15 protein-coding genes are annotated in these 20,217 nt (G+C 53.9%); 5 read left to right on the plus strand and 10 right to left on the minus strand.

Features of this window, described 5'->3' with window-relative positions; genetic code table 11:
* Positions 1-1,776, minus strand: a complete 1,776-nt coding sequence (msbA, locus tag KZZ10_RS08305; RefSeq protein WP_259661056.1) for a lipid A export permease/ATP-binding protein MsbA — start codon at positions 1,774-1,776, stop codon at positions 1-3.
* Between the two features lie 96 nt (positions 1,777-1,872).
* Here msbA and KZZ10_RS08310 point away from each other — a divergent pair, with 96 nt between their 5' ends.
* Both KZZ10_RS08310 and KZZ10_RS08315 read left to right on the plus strand, forming a co-directional pair.
* Positions 1,873-2,856, plus strand: coding sequence for a glycosyltransferase family 9 protein (locus KZZ10_RS08310; protein ID WP_259661057.1), 984 nt, complete (start codon positions 1,873-1,875; stop codon positions 2,854-2,856).
* A gap of 5 nt (positions 2,857-2,861) precedes the next feature.
* Positions 2,862-3,629 carry a YdcF family protein gene (locus tag KZZ10_RS08315; protein ID WP_259661058.1) on the plus strand — a complete coding sequence of 256 codons (768 nt, stop codon included), beginning with the start codon at positions 2,862-2,864 and terminating at the stop codon, positions 3,627-3,629.
* Between the two features lie 22 nt (positions 3,630-3,651).
* On the opposite strand, the gene KZZ10_RS08320 is transcribed toward KZZ10_RS08315, so the two are convergent.
* Genes KZZ10_RS08320 through dnaE form a run of 7 tightly spaced genes read right to left on the minus strand, consistent with a single transcriptional unit; the run spans position 3,652 to position 12,871 of the window.
* Complete coding sequence (locus tag KZZ10_RS08320) at positions 3,652-4,794, minus strand: glycosyltransferase family 4 protein (RefSeq protein WP_259661059.1); 1,143 nt, start codon at positions 4,792-4,794, stop codon at positions 3,652-3,654.
* On the minus strand, positions 4,772-5,500 hold the full coding sequence (locus tag KZZ10_RS08325; protein ID WP_259661060.1) for a polysaccharide deacetylase family protein: 729 nt from the start codon (positions 5,498-5,500) through the stop codon (positions 4,772-4,774). Before KZZ10_RS08325 ends, KZZ10_RS08320 begins: the two co-directional genes overlap by 23 nt.
* Positions 5,501-5,502: 2 nt before the next feature.
* Entirely contained in the window at positions 5,503-6,615 is a 1,113-nt protein-coding gene (locus KZZ10_RS08330; protein ID WP_259661061.1) for a glycosyltransferase, read from the minus strand.
* Positions 6,612-7,394 (minus strand): glycosyltransferase family 2 protein, encoded by a 783-nt coding sequence (locus KZZ10_RS08335; protein ID WP_259661494.1) that lies wholly within the window; start codon positions 7,392-7,394, stop codon positions 6,612-6,614. Before KZZ10_RS08335 ends, KZZ10_RS08330 begins: the two co-directional genes overlap by 4 nt.
* Positions 7,395-7,396: 2 nt before the next feature.
* On the minus strand, positions 7,397-8,242 hold the full coding sequence (locus tag KZZ10_RS08340; RefSeq protein WP_259661062.1) for a polysaccharide deacetylase family protein: 846 nt from the start codon (positions 8,240-8,242) through the stop codon (positions 7,397-7,399).
* A 13-nt stretch (positions 8,243-8,255) separates the two neighbouring features.
* Positions 8,256-9,374, minus strand: a complete 1,119-nt coding sequence (locus KZZ10_RS08345; RefSeq protein WP_259661063.1) for a glycosyltransferase family 4 protein — start codon at positions 9,372-9,374, stop codon at positions 8,256-8,258.
* On the minus strand, positions 9,374-12,871 hold the full coding sequence (gene dnaE, locus KZZ10_RS08350; protein ID WP_259661064.1) for a DNA polymerase III subunit alpha: 3,498 nt from the start codon (positions 12,869-12,871) through the stop codon (positions 9,374-9,376). Before dnaE ends, KZZ10_RS08345 begins: the two co-directional genes overlap by 1 nt.
* A gap of 102 nt (positions 12,872-12,973) precedes the next feature.
* Between dnaE and KZZ10_RS08355 the strand changes: the two genes are divergently transcribed.
* Positions 12,974-13,873, plus strand: coding sequence for an aspartyl/asparaginyl beta-hydroxylase domain-containing protein (locus tag KZZ10_RS08355; RefSeq protein ID WP_259661065.1), 900 nt, complete (start codon positions 12,974-12,976; stop codon positions 13,871-13,873).
* 2 nt (positions 13,874-13,875) lie between these two features.
* Here KZZ10_RS08355 and hrpA read toward each other — a convergent pair whose 3' ends face one another.
* The gene (gene hrpA, locus KZZ10_RS08360; RefSeq protein ID WP_259661066.1) at positions 13,876-17,727 is read right to left on the minus strand and encodes an ATP-dependent RNA helicase HrpA; all 3,852 of its coding nucleotides are present in this window, start codon (positions 17,725-17,727) and stop codon (positions 13,876-13,878) included.
* A gap of 80 nt (positions 17,728-17,807) precedes the next feature.
* Here hrpA and argA point away from each other — a divergent pair, with 80 nt between their 5' ends.
* Together argA and KZZ10_RS08370 are read left to right on the plus strand one after the other, a co-directional pair.
* Positions 17,808-19,166, plus strand: coding sequence for an amino-acid N-acetyltransferase (gene argA / locus KZZ10_RS08365; RefSeq protein WP_259661067.1), 1,359 nt, complete (start codon positions 17,808-17,810; stop codon positions 19,164-19,166).
* 77 nt (positions 19,167-19,243) lie between these two features.
* Positions 19,244-19,516 carry an oxidative damage protection protein gene (locus tag KZZ10_RS08370; RefSeq protein ID WP_259661068.1) on the plus strand — a complete coding sequence of 91 codons (273 nt, stop codon included), beginning with the start codon at positions 19,244-19,246 and terminating at the stop codon, positions 19,514-19,516.
* A gap of 29 nt (positions 19,517-19,545) precedes the next feature.
* On the opposite strand, the gene rpiA is transcribed toward KZZ10_RS08370, so the two are convergent.
* Positions 19,546-20,214 carry a ribose-5-phosphate isomerase RpiA gene (gene rpiA / locus KZZ10_RS08375; protein WP_259661069.1) on the minus strand — a complete coding sequence of 223 codons (669 nt, stop codon included), beginning with the start codon at positions 20,212-20,214 and terminating at the stop codon, positions 19,546-19,548.
* Between the last annotated feature and the right edge of the window lie 3 nt (positions 20,215-20,217).

Below are 20,217 nucleotides of genomic sequence, written 5' to 3' on the forward strand. Positions count from 1 at the left end.
TTATTCGTCCCTGAATTGCATTTGATAAAGGGCAGCATAGGCACCCCCTCGCTCCAACAACTCTTGATGCGATCCTTGCTCCACGACCACACCAGCATCCATCACGACAATCTTGTCAGCATTCTGTACGGTCGACAAGCGATGGGCAATGACCAAGGTCGTGCGCCCCTTCATCAGGGTCTCGAGTGAAGCCTGCACCTGCCGCTCGGACTCATTATCGAGTGCCGAGGTCGCTTCATCCAAAATCAGAATCGGCGCATTCTTGATCAATGCACGTGCGATGGCCAGTCGTTGACGCTGTCCACCAGATAAACGCGTTGCATTCTCACCAACCTGCGTCTGTAAGCCCAGCGGAAGCCCCTCCACAAAATCCAGTAAGTTCGCAGCGCGCAAGGCTTCGCGAATTTCTTGCTCAGAGGCCTCGTGCAAGGCACCGTAGCCGACGTTCACCGCAATGGTGTCATCGAACAGCACAACATCTTGGCTCACTAGAGACAACTGCTCTCTAAGATCGCCCAAACGTAGACTGGAAATATCACGACCATCGATACAGACCTGCCCCAGCGTGGGCAACACAAAGCGCGGCAGCATATTGACCAATGTCGTTTTACCGCTACCCGAGCGCCCGACCAGCGCAACTGTCTCACCAGGTTCTGCAGTCACACTCACGTCTGACAAAGTATTGGTTTGAGCATCTGCAAACCTGTGGGAAATGTTGCGAAACTCCACCTGCCCACGTGCCCTACCCTCGAAGGTCTGCGTGCCGGTCTCCGGTTCGGACGCTTGATCGACAAGCGTAAACACACTTTCCGCCGACACGAGCATTTTTTGCATGCGCGACGCGACCTTGGTCAGACGCTTAATCGGATCGAAGATCTGGGCAAGTGCCGCCATAAAGGCAGCAAAGCTGCCAACCGTTAAGGTGCCGCTGTTAGCCTGGCTTAGGGCTACCGCAATGACCGCAGCCACAGCAATCGCCGTCACCACCTGGGTGATTGGCGTCATCGCAGCATCTGAGGTCGCGGCGCGCATATCGAAGCGGCGCAATCTGCCACTGACATAAGCAAAACGTTTCCGCTCAAACGCGTACCCATCAAAGAGTTTGATCACGCGCTGTCCATCAATCCCTTCGCTCACGACGCGCGTAAGTTCAGCATTCATGTTGACCGTATCTCGATTAATACGCCGCAAGCGCGCAATAAACGCGCGCGATATCAGCACTGAAATCGGCATCGTCACAAGGATGATCAGCGTCAGCTCCCAGGACATATAAAGCAACACCGCAATCATCGCCAAAACAACAAGGGACTCGCGCACGATGACGGTCAGGACATCCGTTGCGTAGCTAGTCACATTGCCGGCATCAACCGTGAAGCGATTCAGTAGGCGCCCAGTGTCACCTTTTTTGAATTCACTGTCGGGCATGGTCAAGAGCTTTTCGAACATGTCGGCACGAACGCCCAACAGCACGTTATTTGCAACCCAGGCTAGCAGGTAATCACTAAAAAAGTTGCACACGCCGCGCAGTGTGATCAGCGCAATAATCGCGAGTGGTACTTGCCAGACGTATTCTGGCTTTGCCCCGGAGAAGCCCTCGTCCAGCAACGGTTTCATGGCCACGGCTAAGGTGGGCTGCGTTGCAGCTGCGCCAGCCATAAAAAGGACCGCTAACGCCAGCCCTTTCCAATAGGCGCCTACCCGACCGTAAATTCGGCCCCATAGTTTGTTATTGGTCGGCTCAGAAGTCGCAGGTGCCGATCTGGTGGATGAGCTCAAAATGTGACTCTAAAATTCGTGAAGTATTGATTTTACCCGCCCAAACCACCAATGATCACTTGGAAGCTCGGCTAGCCTATCGTATCCTTACACTCTATGAACGCAAACGCATCAAACCCTCGCCCCGAACCCGTTTTAATCCGTCTACCCAATTGGGTAGGTGACGTCTGTATGGTGCTCCCCGCACTCGAGCTTTTGGATCAACATAGGGTTCCGTACGCACTATGCGGCCGTCCGTGGGTAAGGTCTTTATTGGGAGGCAAGGCGATGGCCGGCTTTATCCCAATGACAGACTCCGTGCTCGGCAATCTGCGCTCGGTCAAGCTTTTCCTCAGTCAGCACCCCAATTACAAGCGTGGCTTACTCTTGCCAGACTCCTTATCAAGTGCGCTAAGTTTCAGACTAGCAGGCTTGAAATGCGCTGGATGGCGAGACGATGGGCGCAGTCTGCTCTTGCGCTGGGGATTTAAAAAACCTGCGTCGACCGGTCACGCGGTGGAGTCCTGGTTAGATTTAACAAGGCGTGCGATGAGCGCCTGGGGGATTGAGTCAACCACAAGCGCCCCGGCAAGCCGTCTGCGTCTGCCCATTGCGAAGCATCACGAGCAAGCGGCTCAGGCTGCTCTCCAAGAGGTTGGGCTGACCGCGGGGGATTTTGTGCTGATCGCGCCGACCGCAACGGGACGTCATAAGGGTCAGGCTAAAGTTTGGCCTCATTTCGATGCACTCACGCGTGTCTTGCAAAACAACAAAATCAAGGTCGCAATGTGTCCGCCCGACGAAGAGGTAGACAGTGCGTTTCGCACAACACCTACTGCCACACAAATTCGTCCACTCGAGCTCGGTGCGTTTTGCGCACTAACGCGTCATGCCAAATTAGTGATCTGTAACGACTCTGGGGTGTCGCATCTTTGTGCAGCAGCTGGTGCCAAGCAACTCACCCTCTTTGGCGTCACAGACCCAGCGCGTACAGGTCCTTGGAATCCGGATGCCGTGCTGATAGGTTCTAACAATGGCTGGCCTGCATTAGCCGAGACGATCGCGCGAGTGCAACAAATGCTTAGCGTAACCAAGGCTTAAGTATCGTGCTTTCAGACATCCCCTTATCCGGCCTACTTCTATATCCGCCAGGGCTCTGCCTGATCCTACTCACTGCAGCCGTCGTTGTTGCACTTTTTTCTTTTAAACGCTTCGCAGTCTTTCTGACGCTCTTGGCTATCACTTGGGTGGGGGTCTGGTCTTTGCCGATCACCTCAATTCACTTCGGTCGCATCCTGGAAGAAAAATATCCCTATCAGACGCCTCGCGAGCTACCTAAAGCAGACGTCATTATTGTTCTGGGGGGAAATACGCAGGCTAACCGTGCAAATTGGTTCGAGCCCTACAACCGAGCCACCGCCGTGGATCGCATTGATCGCGCCGAAGCACTCTATCTGGCAGGACGTGCGCCCCGGATATTGCTTGCAGGGGGAGCCCGAGAAGGGAAAGTTAGCGAAGCGCAAGGCATGGCAAGACTGCTCAAGCAACGAGGTATTCCGGACTCTGCCATCATCCTCGAAAACGAAAGCCGTAACACCTATGAAAACCTGCGCTACAGCGAAATTCTGCTGCGCTCGCACAAGTTGCACTCTGCGTTGTTAGTTACGTCTGCGTTGCATATGCCACGCGCCCAGGCGGCGGCAGAAAAGCGCGGGATCAAAGCCATCCCTGCAAGCAGTGCACCACAAATCGTGCTGCCAGAGGAAGAGCCACCGGCACTTTGGTGGCCCCATATACGTAGCTTGGAAGCGAGCCGTACGATTATTAAAGAGTACCTAGGACTCCTAGGCTACAAGCTCAGGGGCTGGATCTAGTCGCCGTGAGCCTACCGCTGTTTTAAGCCCGCTCAGCTAAACTTTTTGCGTAAAGATTTTCGTACTGGTCTGCAATCGCTGTCCAAGAAAAATCTGCAACCAGCTTAGTCGCTTGCGTAATCAGTCGTTCGCGCACTGTCGGATCTGTACCTAAAGCGCGCAAGCCTGCAGCAATCTGCTCTGCGTCTTGGGGATCAAGTAGAACCCAAGCATTCTCCTGATGCGTCACGTACTGCGCAAAACCACAATAGGCGGTTCCACTCAAAACAACAGGCAGTCCATGTGCCATGGCCTCGAGCGGCGCCATCCCAAAACTATCTTGCAAGGTAGGGTGCACATATACATCGGCCGATAGGTAATAAGGGGAAACCTCTGGCGTAGCGGGCACCAGACGCACGCGCTCAAGCAAGGCAGGAAACTGCGTAGCCAATACTTGCTGAACGTCAGCACCTGCACCCACCACCGCGAGCCGAAACGTGCTCGGTAATAGAAGCATCGCGCGCAAGACGGCCAGCAAGCCTTTTCTAAGAGGATTACGCGCCACGAGCAAACAACCAATGTCCTGCGGACCCCAGCCTAATTCCGCACGCACTCGCTGACGAACCTCTTCGTTTGGAAGGACAGACTCAGCACCTGGGGTCACGACCTCAACCGCGATGTCCCGCCCGTAGGCTAACTGGAGTTGTTGCTTAACCAAGGGAGCAACCGTCACAAGCACATGCCCAGGAGTCGGCTTCACGGCTTGCGCCTCTAACCACAGGTACGCGACTTGCACAGGGGTCAGCCAAACCAAGAGCTTTTGAAACAACGTCCGATTAAAAAAACGGCGATAGCGCACCGGCGACACATGCATGAGCTGAATATTGGCTGAGCCTGCATTCGTGTGACTGTGGATAACATCAAAACCAGTCTGCGTAAGCGCGTGACACCGTGCAGAGAACAACCAAAGACGCAACCAGTTAGGACACCAGCAAGGAATAGAGATTAGATGCTGCTTGACCGGTAAGTCGTGATCAAACTCACGAGCGAACACGGTGACATCATGCCGTTGCGCGAGGATACGAAACAAACTTACCGCATACGACTCAGCACCCCCAAATTTCTGGCCAAAACGTTCTGTGAGCAGCGCGATGCGCAAGCGCTTAGGCACGTCGACGGTCTTCATGACGAGTCAAACATTTCTGCAGAAAGCGCAGCATGTGGGTCGTGCGCCAGATGCCTACCCTAGGCAAAAAGAACGGATCATCGGCAGCATTCGCTAGCCCACGGCTCGTGGTCGTTGCATTGGTGTACCCAGCCTCTTTAGCCAACAAGCCATGCTCAGCCGTGAAATCACCATACGGATAACAAAAGGCGGTGACCTCGGTTCCGGACTCTTGCGCAAGAATCTCTCGCGAGAGACGAATCTGACGTCGGGCCTCGTCTGGAGCGACCTCTGGGAGATGCACATGATCCAGCGTGTGCGAACCAACCTCCTGTCCAGCAGCTGCCCACGTGCGCACTTCTGTCAGGGACATCAGTGGCGAGAAGGGTATGTTTTTTTCTCGGTCCCACACGTTTCCGCCATCAAATTGATTGGCAACAAAATAGTTGGTTGACGTGAACCCTAAATCTGACAGCACGGGCAAGGCGTTTTCAAACACATTACGGAAACCGTCATCGAAGGTAATACCGAAAACCTTGCCCTCACACTCTCCACGCAGATAAGGCGTTAAATCACGCATGCTCAGACCGCGATACCCAAGTCGCTTCATCCAAGTCATCTGACGCCTGAAGCTCGTGGGGTGCACCGTCAAACCACGGAACTGTGTGCCACGCGGCGCGGGGACAGCGACTTGGTGATACATCAAGATAGGAATAGATTGACTCATACTTACCCTACAGACTGTCCGCGATAAGCAGCGAGGGTGAGTCGTGCAAAATCCGCCAGCTGAAAATGCTGCACGGCATGTTGCCTCGCACACTGCCCCATTTGCTTGAGAATCTCGGGCTGCTCAAGCACCTTTGCCAAGGTTAGCGCAATTTGCTCAGGCGATCGCGCAGGCACAATCCAACCAGATTCGTTATCAACGAGATTTTCAGGTAGTCCACCGACGCGGGTCACAAGCACCGGCAGCCCCAGACCCATCAGTTCACGGCACGCAAAAGACAAAGCTTCTTGATAAGACAGTACAAACCCGATGTCACCGACTGCTAAAACCGAACGGACATCATCAATCAACCCAGGGTAACTGACCTGCGGGGTCATCCCTAAGGACTCTACACGTCCGAGTTTCTCCGGTCCGGGATGATCCCCTGCGACAACAATATGAAAGCGCTGCCTAAGCGACTCGGGCAATAGCGCAACGCCCGCAACGAGATCGAGCCAACCTTTTTCGAAATCGGTACCACCCGTGCTGACCAACAACAACTTATCCTGCATCTCTGAACCGAATTGCGCCTGTCGCAGGGCTAGCTTCTCTTGCGCAGAAACGGGTGAAAAAAAATCCGTATCAATCCCATGTCGAATAGTTCTAACCTCACAACGTTTGTAGGGCGAATCGAGTACCAAGCCCTTAACAAAATCGCTCACGGCGATGACGCAATCCGTTGCAAAGCGCGCACGCATCCAATGCCCAAAACTTTTTAGCGCATGGTCGTTATGCTTCGTGAAGACAATACGCGGACGTGGACGCATGCCGAGCACCGCGAGCATCACCTGCTTGTGATCAGCCGAGCCATTGACATGAATGACATCAAAGCGCTCGCGCTCAATCAACGCTCGCAATTGTGCCCGAGGCCCAAGCCATGATGAGGGACGTGTCGTGTATGACATGTCGACCATCCTGACGCCTTGGATGCCCGCTGCATGACGGTACAGTCGACTAGAAGAAGGGGTCGCAACGGTCAGTTCGTGTTGCGCTCCAAGACCAAGCAGCAGATTGACGATGTAGGTGACGTGACCGCCCCCGTTACGTCCATGAAAGTTTGTATACAGAACCTTCATGGCTTGCGGTCTTTGTCCTGCTCAGATTGGTCCTTGGCTTCCGCCAAAAACATCAACTTGGAGTACCGCAGAAAATTACCCGATGCCGCGGTCACCGCTAGTACAAAGCCATGTCGGCCGTCTAATATGCCGAGTCTTAAAAAATAGATTCGGATAAATGTCCACATACTGTGCGCCACAATCTTTGGCAAGCCTGCGCGCTTACCCTTTGCAAACATCATTTTTGCAGCTTCGCCTGAATAGCGATTGACCTTATCGATTAAAGAGTCAAGCGTAGGGTGCGGGTAATGCAAGAGGTGCGATCTCAGGTGACCCGTCTTGCCTTGTGACAGCGACACGCTCTCGTGCACCAGTACGTCATTAAACGTTCCAGAATCCCGTCTGAATAGCCTTAACACCGGGTCTGGCCACCAACCACTGTGCCGGATCGGCTTGCCGCAGAACTCAGACAGGCGATTCACCTCGTAACCAGAGCACTTTGGTGCCTGAAGCGTAGCAATGATCTCGTCGCGCAACGCTGGTGTGACGCGTTCGTCCGCATCAATCGAAAACACCCATTCCTTGGTCGCCAGCGCCAACACTCGATTTTTTTGGATTCCGAAACCTGGCCAGTCAGATGACTGATGCACTTGTGCGCCAGCGTGACGCGCGAGCTCTACCGTGCCGTCGGTACTACCCGAGTCCAGCACAATGATTTCGTCAGCGAATGCGACCGAAGCGAGGCAATCTGCAATATTTGCAGCCTCGTTCTTGGTGATAACAATCACCGAGAGACCCAAACCTAAGCTCGAAACTTGCGTTTCCATGACCGCCATTTATTGTAGAGTGGCCCAACTACCGGATGCGCCGCAGTCCAGACGCGCTGTAAGAACCAACGTGCGCTGCGATTTTTTACTGCAAAGCGGTAAATATGAGCTGGGTCCGATGCGCACAGGTTTTGTCCGTACGCTTGGGTCGTATACAGATACTGAAAGCCAAACTCTTGAGCCATGCGCACGTAGTCCTCGGCAAAATAACCTTGCGGCCAGCAAAAATGCTCAGAGACTTCACCAAGGTGCGCCTTCAACAAGGCCCGCGACGCCTCGAATTCTTTACGCATATGCGCCAGGCATTCATCCCGCGTTTTTGAGACCTGATCCCAGCGTGTATGCGTGTGGGTATGGCTGTGAAATTCAAAAGTCCCCGCCTCACGCATTGCCTGCACTTCACTCCAGCGCAACATAGCGGAATCGGTCGAGCCCGCAGCCCATAAGGCTCGACACTCAAGGTGGCTGGGCAAACGTGGTAACGGATTGTCACTTTGTTCGGCGCAGGGGCGCACGGGTCCCTCGCCAATAAGTCCCGTGACCAAAAAAATCGTCGCGTGCAGACCGTATTTTTTTAAGATCGGATGCGCGTAAACCCAGTTGTCTAGGTAGCCGTCATCGAAAGTCAAAAGCACAGACTTTGGCGGTGTTGGCTTTCCAGCCAAAAAATCAGCAAACTGATTGCACGTAAGCGTTGTGTAGCCCTTCTCTACCAAACCCTTTATTTGGCTTTCGAAGTTTTTCGGTGAGGTCGTAATGGGCCCTGTCTCTGGAGAGACATGGTGATACATCAACACAGGAACACAATGCGCAGTTTTCATATTCTTTGTATTCTTATGCGTGCTCTTGTGGCGCTAGCTCTGCTAACCAGCGGCGATAAACACGTTCGGTATTACGTGAAAGTGTCTGCGTGTCAAACATACCCTCTGTGTGCACCCGGTCGTAGCCCGCCTGCCCTAATTTTTTGCGTAGCGCGGGATCATCAATTAACCGTGTGAGCGCCTGGCGAAACGCAATCACATCATCCTTGGGCACCAACAGACCAGTTACACCATCAACCAGCATTTCTCCGACACCACCCACATTGGTGCTAACCGAAGCAAGACCATATGCAGCGGCTTCCACAAATACTGTACCACTCGCCTCTTCTTTCGTGGCTAGGCAAAACAGATCCATCCCAATTAAAAGATTCGGAACATCTTTGCGCATTCCCAACAAATGCGCCTGACTATTAATTCCGAGATCAGCAATTTTCTGAACGACTCGCTCATAGGTGGGCGAGCCAGCGCCAACCAGAACTAAATGCAAATTCGGCCGAGCCTTCAATAACGGAGCGATCGCCTCAAGCAAGATATCATGCCCTTTGTTCGGTCGCATCACCGCCACGCAGCCTACAACGACATCCGAATCCGACAAGCCCAACTCGGCACGCAATGTGGAGGACTCAGGCACTGGCGGCAACGCAATCGGGCTATAAACCGTCTCGATATTCGACGGGGCAACACCCTTGGCAAGAAGCTGCTTTCTGACGTAATCACTGACGGTTGTAATTCGATGAGGCAGCCAGGTATAAGACAACAATGAGTTGATCTTGCTCGACAAGTGACGCGTGCGCACAACCAAGGGTGTACCGGCTAGGCGAGCTGCTGGTGCCGCAATAATCGTGTCTTGGCGACTATGCGTGTTGAGCACATCAAACTTACCTTGTTGCAAAATATGCTTGATGGCAAAGATACCCCGAACAATATTCAGCGTGCCGTCCATCCCTAAGGTGTGCACGACAAAGCCCTCCTCGCGCAAACGACCTGCTAATTGAGCATCCGGCTGGCAAATTGCCTCGAGGTAGTGACCTTGATCCCGCATCGCGAGCATTTCTTTAAAAATGCGGTTCTCTTGTCCCCCGAAACTGGTCGCAGCCTCGGAGTGCACGATACGCAACGGCTTGGCGCTCATCAGTAAGTGACTTCCACATCAGCAGGTGAGGTCCAGGTGGTCAGCTGCTCGACCAGCGTATCGGAGAGTCGTACTCGCCAGCCCTCACCGAGACGCAAGGTGCACCGCGCACTGGCGTTTTCGTAGATAACCTCAACGGGCGTACCGGCAAACCCATTCTCGGGCGAGGCACGAAATGGATTTAACACCCGCTTAAGCATTGCGGCATCCGCATTGCCATTGAGTCGAATCCGTAGAGACTTGGCCCTCGCCTCTCTTGCAAGCTGCAGATCGTAAATATGTTCAGCAGCAACCCGCATACCACCCGAGTACTCATCGTTACTGACTTTGACCTGCAAAATCAGTAATTGATCATCGCGTAGTCTGTTTCGGTGTTGATCGATCAACTCTGAGTAAACCGCCACTTCTACCTGTGCACTACCGTCGTCCAAAATAACAAAGAGCATCTTGCCGCGACGCCCCATCATCGTTCGCGTGCCTGCAATGACGCCGGCCACCCATTGAGGGTCACGCGATGGCTCGATGCGAGACAAGGGTTTACTTACAAAATGTCGCACTTCGTCGCGCCATGCGTCAAACAAGTGCCCACTGAAGAAATACCCAAGCGCGAGTTTCTCTTCGGTCAGACGCGCACGCAAATCCCAAGGAGGACATTGCGCGAGTTCGGTAGCCACGACCTCGTGACTATCATCGCCAAAAAGCGAAACTTGGTTGGCGCTACGACTGAATTGCTCTGCAGCCTCGAGTGCCGTACCAAGTGAATTGATCAACGCGGCACGATTGGGTTCAATCAGATCAAAGGCGCCCGCACGAATCAATGCTTCGATACTCCGGCGATTCACGGTGTGGCGATCGACGCGCTGGCAAAAATCAGATAACGACGTGAAGGGAGCCTCTTTGCGCGCACGCAAGATTTCTTCAACCGCTGCCTGCCCGGTTCCTTTGACAGCACCCATGCCATAGCGAATGGTCCGCGGCGGCTCACCCTTGGCGCTATGCGCGTCAGCCACGGGTTCGAACCGATAGCCTGAAGCATTCACATCCGGCGGCAACACGGTAATTCCGTTAGCCAGACAGTCGCGCCAGAAAATTTGCACTTTGCCTGTGTCATCCATGTCAGACGACAAGGTAGCGGCAAAGAACTCTGCAGGGTGATGTGCCTTGAGCCAAGCCGTTTGGTACGCAATCAGCGCATAGGCCGCAGAGTGCGACTTGTTAAAGCCGTAACCAGCGAACTTCTCCATCAGATCAAAGAGCTTGACGGCGAGCTTGGGGTCATATCCTTTTTTTAGTGCGCCTTGTTCGAATAGCCCGCGATGCTCGGCCATTTCCTCGGGCTTTTTCTTACCCATCGCCCGTCGTAAGAGATCCGCTCCGCCAAGCGAGTAGCCGCCCACGATTTGCGAGATCAGCATCACCTGCTCTTGATACACGATCACACCATAGGTGCTTTTTAGCGTTGACTCAAGATCCGTATGGAAGTAATCAACAGAGGCGCGACCATGCTTACGATTCACAAAGTCGTCGACCATGCCCGACTCAAGTGGGCCCGGCCGAAACAGCGCAAGCACGGCGACAATGTCTTCAAACGTGTTCGGGCGCAGCTTTTTCAGCAACTCTTTCATCCCGCGCGACTCGAGCTGAAACACCGCCGTGGTGTTGGCATCGCACAGGATTTGGTAGGTGGCTGGATCGTCAAGCGGCAAGGACATTAAATCGAAGTCATGCAGCTCGGCGTTAAAGCCGCGCACAAAGCGCACAGCCCAATCCAAAATTGTTAGGTTACGCAAACCAAGGAAGTCGAACTTAACAAGACCGGCAGCTTCGACATCGTCCTTATCAAACTGCGATACCGCACTGCCTTCTTGACCAGGCTGGCAATACAGCGGGCAAAAGTCGGTCAGTTTGCCCGGGGCAATCAGCACCCCACCTGCATGCATGCCTACGTTGCGTGTCAAGCCCTCTAGGGGCCGCGCGAGGTCCACGAGCGCACGCACCTCTTCTTCGCTTTCGTAGCGTTCTTTAAAAGCAGGTTCATCTTTCAGTGCGCGGTCCAAGGTCCAAGGATCGGCTGGATTATGCGGAATCAGCTTGGACAGACCATCACACAGCAGGTAGGGCATGTCCAGTACGCGTCCGGCGTCACGCACCACCGCTTTCGCACCAAGCGTACCAAAGGTGGCGATCTGGCTGACCGCCTCGCGACCGTATTTGGTCTTCACATACTCAATCACACGTTCGCGATTGTCCTGGCAAAAATCGATATCGAAGTCAGGCATCGATACGCGCTCTGGATTCAGAAAGCGCTCAAAGAGCAAGTCGTACCGGATGGGATCTAAATCAGTGATGCCCAGCGAGTAGGCCACCAGCGAGCCCGCACCAGAACCCCGCCCTGGTCCAACAGGCACCCCATTGCTCTTACCCCAATTAATAAAATCCTGAACGATCAGAAAATACCCAGGGAAACCCATCTTGATGATGGTTTCACATTCAAGGGCCAAACGCTCGGCATACAAGGGATACGCTTCCTGACGCTTGGCAGCGTCCGGAAACAAGTGCTGCATACGTCGCTCAAGCCCTTGTTCTGATAACTGTACCAAGTAGTCATCAAGCGACACCCCTTCAGGAGTGGGAAAGTTCGGTAGCCGAGGTTGCCCTAGCTCGAGCGTTAGATTGCAGCGCTGCGCAATAGCCGCCGCGTTAGCCAGTGCGGAAGGTACATCGCTAAACCGCTCGACCATCTCAGCGCTCGACAGCAAGTACTGGTCGCGCGTGAACCAACGAGGACGACGGGGATTGGTGAGGATTTCACCCTCAGAGATGCACACCCTCGCCTCATGGGCTTGAAACTCAGTGGGCCCTAGAAACTGAACTGGATGCGTAGCCACGACCGGCAGACCGCAATCTGAAGCGAGACTTAGTGCTGCGTGCACATAGGCTTGGTCAGCCTCGGCCTCGGTTCGCTGCAGTTCAATATAAAAGCTATCCGGAAATGTTTTTTTCCAGGAAAGTGCCAAAGACTTGGCCAATTCAGGATTTCCGGCTAACAATGCCTGTCCGATATCGCCGCCCCGGGCACCCGACAAGACGATCAGGCCCTGAACACCCTCAAACCACTCGCGACGCATTTCGGCACGACCGCGATGCGCGTTCTCTAGCCAAGCTCGAGTCAACAGTTCGCATAGGGCTAGGTAACCTGCCTGGGTTGCGACGAGCAGTAAAATACGGGTTGCTTTGTCGCGGTCGTCGTCGTTGGTGAGCCAAACATCACAGCCCACAACAGGCTTGATGCCTGCAGACCGAGCTGCTTTGTAAAATTTGATTAGACCGAAAACATTTGACAGATCCGTCAGCGCGACGCTTGGCTGACCTAACTCTGCCACACGCTCGATCAGATCCGGTATGCGCACCGTACCGTCCACAACCGAGTATTCGGAGTGAACGCGCAGGTGCACAAAAGGGTGGCTTTGTACAGGAGACTGAGCTTGGGCGTGCATGTGGTCATTGTACCTTTTTCGGCCTCAATCAAACCGATTTTTATTCGATGATTCTTAGGGTCTAATAGCCCTAGCAGACATAAGCTTTAAATAGGAAAGCGCATGAAATGGATCGTTTTGACAGGCTGGATTGCATCGATCCTCTTTGCCCACTTTCGAGGCCGCGTGCGCTTGCCGCTGGGACGCCAGTTATTGGATCACTCAATCATCTTGGCGCCGATCAATGCGCTCATGGTATTGAATTCGCGGGTACCCACTACACCTTACATCCCAAACGAAACGATGCCGGAGCTCAAGCTGCTGGAAGACAATTGGGAGGTCATCCGTGATGAGGCGCTGCACCTGAACCACTTACAGCAAATCAAAGCCCCTGAACTACACAACGACATTGGTTTCAACTCGTTCTTCAAGTACGGCTGGAAGCGCTTTTATTTGAAGTGGTACGACGCGCGCCACCCTTCGGCCGAAACACTTTGCCCAAAAACGGTCGCCCTACTTAACCAGATTCCGAGCGTCAAAGCTGCCATGTTTGCCGAATTGCCTCCCGGAGGACAACTCAATCCACACCGCGATCCGTTTGCGGGCTCGCTGCGCTACCACTTAGGTCTGGCCACACCAAATAACGACTTATGCTACATCGATGTGGATGGTATTCGGCATAGTTGGCGCGACGGCAAAGGCGTTATTTTTGATGAAACCTACATACACGACGCCTACAATCACACCTCAGAAAACCGCATCATTTTATTTTGCGATGTAGAACGACCAACGAAATGGGGTTGGGTCACGGCGTTCAATCATTGGTTTGGCCGTGTCGCCATGTCGGCTGCGAGCTCCCCCAATGCAGAGAGCGACCAGACAGGTCTGATCAACAAGCTGACCCACTACCATTGGCTGCTAGACCAAAAACGCCGCGCCTTTAAAAAGGCGAATCGGACGCTATACAAAGTCACAAAGTTCTCATTAATCGCACTCGCGATTTACCTATTCGTTACCGTATAAAGCTAGCGTTGCATCGCTTCCCATGCCTTTTGTAGTCTCTTGACTGAGACGGGCATAGGGGTGCGAAGCTCTTGCGCAAAAAGCGCAACCCGCAGCTCCTCGAGCATCCAGTAGAACTCATCCAGCCTCTTATCCTCCGCCCCTTTAAGGGCGTTGCGTGCTCGCATGTACTGACTTTGCAAAGGCGCCATCTCTGCCATCAACTTTGCGTCACGCGCGGGATCTGTGCGCAACTTATCGATCCTTGCGATCGACGCCTTCAGGTAGCGCGGAACATGCCCGAGCTGGACATACGAAATACGCGAGACAAAGTCCGGGGGAACCAACTGCTGGCTTTGGTTCTGTACATCTTGATAGGTGTTGGTGTGAGTTTTGGCTTGCGGCAATTTGCGTTGCAGCGCAGCCCAGTCGGTTAGGACTGCACCGGCAAGACGCGCCACTTCCTGCGCAAGCAAGCCAAGTTTGGCTCGCCCCTCTTGGCGACGCACCTCGAAAGACGCGGCATCAGACGGCCAAGGCTCTGCCAAACAGGCACGCTCAATTGCACAATCAATAATTTGATCTCGCAGCTTCTCCTGAGACCCCAGCGGCAAATACAACATACTCAACCGAGTCAGATCATGCAGATTTTTTTCAAGAAATTTAACTTGCTCTCGCAAGGCAATCTTAAAGAGCCGCACCAAGCCGCGTTGGTGCGCTTGTAATGCCACGTGAGGATCATCAAACACATCGAGCGCGCAGGTTGCGCCACGCTCGACCAAGGCAGGATACCCCACCACGGTCTGACCTTTTCGACGAATCTCCATCAGTTCGGGCAGCGCACCAAAACTCCAGTCGGTAATTTCGTCCTGCGCCAAGACGTTGGCAACGGCTTGATCTCGATTGGCGAGCTGCTGAAAGGTTGCCTGCGCCTGCTTGCCAAGCTCTGCGCGAATCTGTGCCAAATTACGTCCGGCCGCCAGCATCCGTCCGTGCTCGTCAATGACTTTAAAGGCCATGAACAAATGGGCAGGTAGCGTCTCTAGTTTGAAGTCGGTTTGTAGGGGACGAATCTTTAGTTGCGTCCACATATCTTGAATAATGCCGTCGATCAGGCTGCAGCCGGGTTGATCGAGGCGCTCATACCAACGCTCATAGAAGCCACTTGCATAGTCGGGGAGCGGTACGCAATGTCGCCGGATTTTTTGTGGAAGAGACTTCAGCAACAGCTGCACTTTCTCTTTGACCATGCCGGGCACAAGCCATTCACAACGAGCCGCATCAACTTGGTTCAGGAAGTACAGTGGAACGGTTACCGTCAATCCATCTTTGGGCGAGCCCGGCTCAAAGTGATAATCGACCGCCAGACGCACGCCCTGCCATTCAAAAAACTTAGGGAAGACTTCCGTTGTGACGCCAGCAGCCTCATGACGCATGAGCGCGTCTTTTGTCAGAAGCCACTTGCTCGCCTGGTCCGCCGACAAACCTTTAAACCAGTGCTCAAACGTCGCCGTTTGATGAATATCGGCCGGTAACAAGCGGTCATAGAAGGCTTGAATCAACGCGTCATCCACCAGAATATCTGGGCGCCTGGTCTGGTGCTCCAACTTTTCAATCTGCGCAATCAGTTTTCGATTCTGGGCAATAAACGGCAAATTGCTTTCTAGGTCGCCTGGAACGAGCGCCTGCAGAATGAAGATTTCCCGAGCACGTTCGGGATCTAGCGGACCATAGTGAATCCGCCGACCTGAATACACTGGTAACCCGTATAGCGAACCCTTTTCGTTCGCAACCACTTGTCCGAGCCTGCGCTCCCAACGCGGATCCGTGTAGGAGCGCTTAATCAAATGCCCGGCCACCCGCTCAACCCAGACAGGTTCGATCTTGGCGATACAGCGTGCATAGAGCTTAGAGGTATCCACAAGCTCAGCGGCCATCACCCACTTGCCGGCTTTTTTAAGAAGCTTGGATCCAGGGTGAATCCAAAAACGAATGTCACGCGCCCCTTGATAATGCCCTGACTCTTCGGACTTCAAACCCAAATTTCCCAAGAGACCCGACATCAACGCGAGGTGCAACTGTTCGTGTGTGGCCTCGGTTTTATTCAAACGCCACCCTTGTTCACCAACAAGTGCCATGAGTTGGCTGTGGATATCGTGCCATTCGCGCAAACGTAGCGGTGAAAGAAACTGCTGACGCAACTGAGCCACGAGCTTGCGTTGCGAGTCTTTATGCGCAACCTGCTCGTGATACCAGCGCCAAAGTTTGATGTAGGAAACAAACTCCGACTTGTCATCCGAAAATTTGGAGTGCGCGTTCTCTGCAGCTTCGCGCGCTTGCATGGGACGATCACGCGGGTCTTGCACCGACAGCGCAGAGGCGATGATCAACATTTCAGTGAGGCAATGTTGATCGCATGCTGCAAGAATCATGCGACCTATCCGGGGGTCAACTGGAAGCTTCGCTAAAGCCTGCCCAGTTGGTGTGAGAGCCTCTGGGTGCTCCCCGTCCGGATCCATGGCCCCTAGTTCTTGTAACAAGTGGTAGCCGTCAGCAATCGCCCGCCCACTCGGTGGATCTACAAAAGGGAAGGCCTCGATGTTGTTGAGCTTTAAGGCCTTCATACGCAGAATCACACTGGCCAGTGAGGAGCGCAAAATTTCAGGATCCGTAAAGGCTGGACGGTCTTTGAAACTTTGCTCGTCGTAGAGACGAATACATACCCCGGGCCCTAAACGACCGCAACGCCCTGCTCTTTGATTCGCAGAGGCCTGGCTAATGGGTTCGACACGCAGCTGCTCGACCTTATTGCGCCACGAATAGCGTTTGATCCGTGCGAGTCCACTGTCAATCACGAAGCGAATACCGGGAACCGTGAGCGAGGTCTCTGCCACGTTCGTGGCAAGCACTACCCTTCTCGCATTGGTACTCGGGCGAAAGATTTCCTCTTGCTCGGCCTGTGACAGGCGTGCGTACAGCGGCAGTATCTGAGTGCTTGGGGGATGATGCTTGCGTAGCGTCTCGGCGGCTTCGCGAATCTCACGCTCACCTGGCATGAACACGAGAATATCACCCGCACCCACGCGGGCACATTCGTCGACTGCATCCACCAATGCACTCATGAGGTCGCGCTCATCATCGCGCGCTTGCGTTCGCTCGGATGCCGCATAGCCACCTGGGGCGCTGGCCGTCTCTGATTCAGGAGGCTCAACCGGGCGATAGCGAATATCTACCGGATACAGACGTCCTGAAACCTCAATGACTGGAGCAGGTTTTCCTCGAGCATCACAAAAATGGTTGGCAAACCGGCTTGCATCAATCGTCGCCGAGGTAATGATCAGTTTAAGATCCCGGCGCCTGGGCAAGAGCTGCCGCAGATAGCCGAGCAGAAAATCGATATTCAGACTGCGTTCATGGGCTTCATCAATGATGATCGTGTCATACCGACGCAGGAGTGGGTCGCGTTGGGACTCTGCAAGCAAAATCCCGTCAGTCATGAGTTTGATCGCAGTTTGCGCGCTGCTGCGATCCTGGAACCGTACCTGATAGCCCACCCACTCCCCCAGCGGGGACTGCAGTTCCTCGGCAATGCGTCGGGCGACCGAGCTTGCCGCCAATCGACGCGGCTGGGTATGGCCGATCATCTTGGAGAGCCCTCGTCCGAGCTCTAGACAGATTTTGGGTAACTGGGTGGTTTTCCCCGAGCCAGTCTCTCCGCTGACGATAACAACCTGATTCGCGGCGATCGCGGCAGCGATCTCCTGACGACGTCCGCTGACCGGCAAATCCTCTGGATAGGTGATCGGAGGGGCAAGTCGTGGGGAAATGACAACGCTTTCTGGCCTTAGATCGGCTGAGCGCTTTGAATCGGGCATATTTTCGGATCCGCTGAACGGGACATTATAAAATTTATCTCTCAAACTCACAGACCACGAGGTTTACAACACTAGCCACCATGCCTGATTCCCTAGAACAAGAGACCGTATCCGCGCAAGAAGCCCCAGAATTCGCTGCCGCACAGTTTGTCCGGTGGTTCCGTGAGGTAGCTCCTTATGTGCACGCATTTCGTGGAAAGACCTTTGTCGTCGCCTTTGGTGGCGAACTTGTTCAGGCAAATGTCCTGAATACGCTAGTTCAGGACTTATCCCTCCTTTCGGCCCTAGGCATCAAGCTCGTACTCGTGCACGGCTCGCGCCCCCAAGTCAACGAACAATTGCGCCTGAAAGGCTTCAGTCAACAATTTGACCGTGGTCGTTCGCCGATGGATGCCGATGCACTTGAGTGCGCCAAAGAGGCGGCCGGCGAGATACGCCTTGATATCGAGGCGGCCTTCAGCCAAGGGTTGCCGAACACCCCGATGTCTCACGCCCAAATTCGGGTCATTTCAGGTAACTTTGTGACCGCGCGCCCCACCGGCATTATTGACGGCGTAGATTACAAACATACCGGTCAGGTTCGCAAGATCGATGTCGAGGCTTTGCGCTCATCGATTGATCGCGGCTCAATCGTCTTGCTATCCCCTCTGGGGTTCTCGCCAACGGGTGAAGCCTTTAACCTCGCGATGGAAGAGCTGGCCACGAGTGTCGCGACCGCCTTGCGCGCCGAGAAACTGATCTTTCTGACCGAATCACCTGGGGTGATTTCTGAAGATGGCAGTGTTGACACGGAATTAGCACGGCTTGATGCTGATGCGCTGCTCGCCTCGGGCTCGGTAGATTCGGACACTGCGTTCTATCTGCAGTTCGCCTCGCGTGCTGTGAAGCGCGGCGTGACGCGCGCACATTTAATACCGTTTTCAATGGACGGTGTCGTACTGCTTGAAATTTTTACGCACGATGGTGTTGGCACCATGGTGGTGGAAGACACACTAGACGACCTACGGCCCGCAACGATCGATGACGTTGGCGCCATCTTGCAACTGATCGAACCGTTGGAGCAAGACGGAACGCTGGTCCCGAGGGGCCGTGCGGTCATTGAGCGCGATGTCGAGAACTTTACCGTGCTCGAGCACGACGGCGTGATTTACGGCTGCGCAACGCTGCACGACTTCCCAAAGGATCAGATGGCGGAAATGGGTTGTCTGATCGTGCATCCTGAATGGCAAGGAACAGGCGAGGGAGAAATTCTCCTGCGACATATGGAATCACGTGCCAGAGGCCACGGAGCCAAACGTCTTTTCGTGCTCACCACCCGCACCTCGCACTGGTTTATCAAACGCGGCTTCGTTCAAGGTGGGGTTGCTGACTTACCAAAAGAAAAACAAGCGCATTACAACCGCTCGCGTAACAGCCTCATTTTTATAAAACGCCTGTAGTGTTTGGGGGTTCTTCGCCAGCAAAACCTCGAACCCCCTACAATGCAGCCACTTTGTTCTAGACAGGATTAACCGCCATGGGCCGTACCGTACAGTGTTTAAAGCTTAAAAAAGAAGCCGAAGGGCTGGATTACCCACCCTATCCGGGCGAGATGGGCACCCGTATCTGGCAAAGTATCTCCAAAGAAGCCTGGCAGGAATGGCTAAATGTCCAGACGCGTCTGGTCAACGAAAACAGATTGAATCTTGCGGACACACGCGCCCGCAAGTACCTGAAAGAACAAATGGAAAAACATCTGTTTGAAGACATCGACGTAGAAGCCCAAGGCTTCGTGCCACCTTCTGCCTAAAAATCACCCACGCTCGAAGAGGTCTGCGCCTACAGGCGGCGTATGCCATGCTGTGTAGCCAACAAAGCCACATCAGCCGGGCGGATTGCAAATAATCCGTTCGTCACAACTCCGGGCACACTATTCAATTGCTTTTCAAGTGTGAGGGCATCTGTAATGCTCAGTCCAGACACATCCAGAATTTGATTTCCGTTGTCTGTCACAAAACCTTCGCGTAGTTTGGGCATACCACCTAGCGACAAGGCGACCCGAGCGACAGCTTGCCGTGCAATCGGCAGCACTTCAATCGGCAAGGGAAACTTCCCCAAGATTTGAACAAGCTTTGACTCGTCTGCAATACAAACAAATTTTTGTGCGACAGAGGCGACGATTTTCTCACGGGTGAGTGCCCCGCCTCCCCCTTTGATCATATGCAAAGAGGCGTTAATTTCGTCGGCGCCATCGACGTAGACGGGCATTGACTCTACCTGATTCAAATCCAACACGGTAATCCCTAAATCGCTCAGTCTCTTTGCACTGCGCTCAGAGCTTGCGACGGCACCACGAAAGCGTCCACGAAATCGCGCTAGCCCATCGATGAACAAGTCGGCGGTCGAGCCCGTACCCACACCAATTACGGCCTCAGCGGTCAGCATGGGCTCAATCAGTGAAAGCGCTGCCTCAGCAGCCTGTAATTTAAGATCGTGTTGGGAAAGCATACT

The sequence above is a fragment of the Zwartia hollandica genome, from assembly GCF_019923725.1.
GTDB lineage: Bacteria > Pseudomonadota > Gammaproteobacteria > Burkholderiales > Burkholderiaceae_B > Zwartia > Zwartia hollandica.

Coding starts and splice junctions, on each gene's coding strand:
- KZZ10_RS08310 (WP_259661057.1), top strand. CDS start 1,873: ATGAACGCAAACGCATCAAACCCTCGCCCCGAACCCGTTTTAATCCGT.
- KZZ10_RS08320 (WP_259661059.1), bottom strand. CDS start 4,794: ATGAAGACCGTCGACGTGCCTAAGCGCTTGCGCATCGCGCTGCTCACA.
- KZZ10_RS08325 (WP_259661060.1), bottom strand. CDS start 5,500: ATGAGTCAATCTATTCCTATCTTGATGTATCACCAAGTCGCTGTCCCC.
- KZZ10_RS08330 (WP_259661061.1), bottom strand. CDS start 6,615: ATGAAGGTTCTGTATACAAACTTTCATGGACGTAACGGGGGCGGTCAC.
- KZZ10_RS08340 (WP_259661062.1), bottom strand. CDS start 8,242: ATGAAAACTGCGCATTGTGTTCCTGTGTTGATGTATCACCATGTCTCT.
- KZZ10_RS08345 (WP_259661063.1), bottom strand. CDS start 9,374: ATGAGCGCCAAGCCGTTGCGTATCGTGCACTCCGAGGCTGCGACCAGT.
- dnaE (WP_259661064.1), bottom strand. CDS start 12,871: ATGCACGCCCAAGCTCAGTCTCCTGTACAAAGCCACCCTTTTGTGCAC.
- KZZ10_RS08355 (WP_259661065.1), top strand. CDS start 12,974: ATGAAATGGATCGTTTTGACAGGCTGGATTGCATCGATCCTCTTTGCC.
- hrpA (WP_259661066.1), bottom strand. CDS start 17,727: ATGCCCGATTCAAAGCGCTCAGCCGATCTAAGGCCAGAAAGCGTTGTC.
- argA (WP_259661067.1), top strand. CDS start 17,808: ATGCCTGATTCCCTAGAACAAGAGACCGTATCCGCGCAAGAAGCCCCA.
- KZZ10_RS08370 (WP_259661068.1), top strand. CDS start 19,244: ATGGGCCGTACCGTACAGTGTTTAAAGCTTAAAAAAGAAGCCGAAGGG.
- rpiA (WP_259661069.1), bottom strand. CDS start 20,214: ATGCTTTCCCAACACGATCTTAAATTACAGGCTGCTGAGGCAGCGCTT.